This is a genomic window from Streptomyces sp. NPDC004561 (assembly GCF_053602155.1).
On sequence record NZ_JBSGDB010000730.1, the window covers coordinates 1 to 2,990 of the forward strand.

Annotated in this window: 4 protein-coding genes; all 4 read left to right on the plus strand. The window is 71.6% G+C overall.

Annotated elements, in window-relative coordinates:
- The coding region (locus ACWEN3_RS44365; RefSeq protein ID WP_452983797.1) for an AAA family ATPase at nucleotides 1–638 on the plus strand (638 nt) is incomplete at its 5' end.
- Nucleotides 639–723: 85 nt separating this feature from the next.
- On the plus strand, nucleotides 724–1,830 hold the full coding sequence (locus ACWEN3_RS44370) for an aminopeptidase P family protein (protein WP_452983799.1): 1,107 nt from the start codon (nucleotides 724–726) through the stop codon (nucleotides 1,828–1,830).
- 44 nt (nucleotides 1,831–1,874) lie between these two features.
- A complete protein-coding gene (gene efp / locus ACWEN3_RS44375) occupies nucleotides 1,875–2,441 on the plus strand; it encodes an elongation factor P (RefSeq protein ID WP_189264622.1) in 567 nt (188 codons plus the stop codon).
- A gap of 2 nt (nucleotides 2,442–2,443) precedes the next feature.
- Complete coding sequence (gene nusB / locus ACWEN3_RS44380; RefSeq protein ID WP_452983802.1) at nucleotides 2,444–2,878, plus strand: transcription antitermination factor NusB; 435 nt, start codon at nucleotides 2,444–2,446, stop codon at nucleotides 2,876–2,878.
- The last annotated feature ends 112 nt before the right edge of the window (nucleotides 2,879–2,990 follow it).

A 2,990-nucleotide genomic window follows, 5' to 3' on the forward strand; every position in this document is an offset into this window, starting at 1 on the left:
GTCATGTGCCCCTGCCCCCCGGCGGACCCGTCGGCGTGCCCATGGCGTCCCAGGCCCCGGCCGCCGTCCCCGATCCGACGACCACCACCCTGGCCGTCCTGCTGATCGGCCCCGCGGGCGCGGGCAAGACCAGCGTCGCCAAGTACTGGGCCGACCACCGCCGCGTGCCCACGGCCCACATCAGCCTGGACGACGTGCGCGAGTGGGTCCGCTCCGGCTTCGCCGACCCCCAGTCCGGCTGGAACGACAACTCCGAGGCCCAGTACCGCCTGGCCCGCCGCACCTGCGGCTTCGCCGCCCGGAACTTCCTGGCCAACGGCATCTCCTGCATCCTGGACGACGCCGTCTTCCCGGACCGCCCGGTCGTCGGCCTCGGCGGCTGGAAGCGCCACGTCGGCCCAGGCCTGCTGCCGGTCGTCCTCCTGCCCGGCCTCGACATCGTCCTGGAGCGCAACGCGGAACGCACCGGCAACCGCCGCCTCACCGACGAGGAGGTGGCCCGCATCCACGGCCGCATGGCCGGCTGGTACGGCTCGGGCCTGCCCATCGTCGACAACTCCCAGCTCGATGTCCCCGGGACGGCCCGCGTACTGGACGAGGTCCTGGCAAGGGCGATAGCAAGCCCGCCGAACTGGTGAGCGGAAGGCTGCGACCCGGCCCTCCCAAACCCCACTCGGCCCCTCTCAATCGGCACAATCGGCACAAAACTCCTACGCTCATCTCATGTCAGAGGTGTACGCGAACCGCCGATCCCGGCTGAGGGACCACTTCAACGCGGCCGGTACCGCGGCAGCGCTCGTCACCCGCCCCGCCAACGTGCGCTACCTCGCCGCCGCGGCCCCGCAGGACTCCGTCCTGCTCCTCGGCAGAGGCGAGGACCTCCTGGTGTGCGCCGCCCCGCCCGACGACCGCCCCCACGAGGGCCGGCCGGACGAGCACCTGCGGGTGCAGGTGCTGCCCGCGCCCGCGGGCGACCCGGCCGCGGCCGCCGCCGGCCTCGCGGTGGGCCAGGGCGCGGACTCCCTGGCCGTGGAGGAACACCACCTCACGGTCAGCCGGCACCGGGCCGTCGCCGCCGTCGCCCCGGGGCTCCGCCTCACCGACGTCGGCGGAGCCGTCGAGCAGCTCAGGGTGGTCAAGGACGAGGAGGAGATCTCCTGCCTGCGCATCGGCGCCGAGATCGCCGACCAGGCCCTAGGCGAGCTGCTGGAGTCCATCCTGGTGGGCCGCACCGAACGGCACCTCGCGCTGGAGCTGGAGCGGCGCCTGGTCGACCACGGCGCCGACGGCCCGGCCTTCCCCACCTCCGTGGCCACCGGGCCGCACTCCGGCCGCCGGGGCCACCGGCCCACCGACCGCCGCGTGGAGGAGGGCGACTTCCTCTCCGTCTGTCTGGGCGCCACCTACCGCGGCTACCGCTGCGAGATCGGCCGCACCTTCGTCATCGGCACCTCCCCCGCGGACTGGCAGATCCAGCTGTACGACCTGGTCTTCTCCGCCCAGCGCGCCGGACGGGAGGCGCTGGCCCCGGGGGCCGCCTACTGCGACGTGGACCGCGCCGCACGCCAGGTGCTGGACTCGGCGGGCTTCGCCGAGGCCCTGCAACCGCTGACCGGACACGGTGTGGGACTCGAAATCGACGAGGACCCGCAGTTGGCCCCCGCGGCCATGGGTAAACTGGACGCTTGCGTGCCGGTCACCGTCGAACCGGGGGTCCACCTCCCGGGCCGGGGCGGTGTCCGGATCGATGACACGCTCGTCGTGCGCCCCGAGGCGGACGGCGGACCCGAGCTACTCACCATCACGACCAAGGAGCTGCTCGCGCTGTAGCGCGTGACCCGGGGTCGTACGTCAGTCCAGGAGATTCCGCAACCGTGGCTTCCACGAACGACCTCAAGAACGGCCTGGTGCTCAAGCTCGAAGGCGGCCAGCTCTGGTCCGTCGTCGAGTTCCAGCACGTCAAGCCCGGCAAGGGCCCGGCCTTCGTGCGCACCAAGCTGAAGAACGTGCTGTCCGGCAAGGTGGTCGACAAGACCTTCAACGCCGGCGTCAAGGTCGAGACCGCCACTGTCGACAAGCGCGACATGCAGTTCTCGTACATGGACGGCGAGTACTTCGTCTTCATGGACATGGAGACCTACGACCAGCTGCACATCGACCGGAAGGCCGTCGGCGACGCCGCGAACTTCCTGATCGAGGGCTTCACGGCCACCGTCGCCCAGCACGAGGGCGAGGTGCTCTTCGTCGAGCTGCCGGCGGCCGTCGAGCTGGTCATCGCCGAGACCGAGCCGGGCGTCCAGGGCGACCGCTCCACCGGCGGCACCAAGCCCGCCACCCTGGAGACCGGCCACCAGATCCAGGTCCCGCTCTTCATCACCACCGGTGAGAAGATCAAGGTCGACACCCGCACGAGCGACTACCTCGGCCGGGTGAACAGCTAACCGTGGCTGCCCGCAACACGGCCCGCAAGCGCGCCTTCCAGATCCTCTTCGAGGGCGACCAGCGCGGCGCCGACGTCCTGACGGTCCTCGCCGACTGGATCCGGCTGTCCCGGAACGACACCCGGCAGCCGCCGGTCAGCGAGTACACGATGCAGCTGGTCGAGGGCTACGCGGAACACGCGAGGCGTATCGACGAGCTGATCGCCCAGTACGCGGTCGACTGGACGCTCGACCGGATGCCGGTCGTCGACCGCAACATCCTGCGGCTGGGCGCGTACGAGCTGATCTGGGTCGACGAGACCCCGGACGCCGTCGTCCTGGACGAGATGGTGCAGCTGGCGAAGGAGTTCTCCACGGACGAGTCGCCCTCGTTCGTGAACGGCCTGCTGGGCCGTCTGAAGGAGCTCAAGCCGTCCCTGCGCCGGGACGAGGCGTAAAGCCCGCTACGACGTCACTGGAGGGCCCCCCCCACGCCAGTGCTGCGGGCCCGCAGGGCTGTGGCCGCCGGCCGGGTAAAACCCCCGGGCGCCCCCCCCCGCGGGGGGCCAC

Bases quoted from the DNA above. Each gene is read 5' to 3' on its own strand.
- ACWEN3_RS44370 (WP_452983799.1), top strand. From the start codon at position 724: ATGTCAGAGGTGTACGCGAACCGCCGATCCCGGCTGAGGGACCACTTC.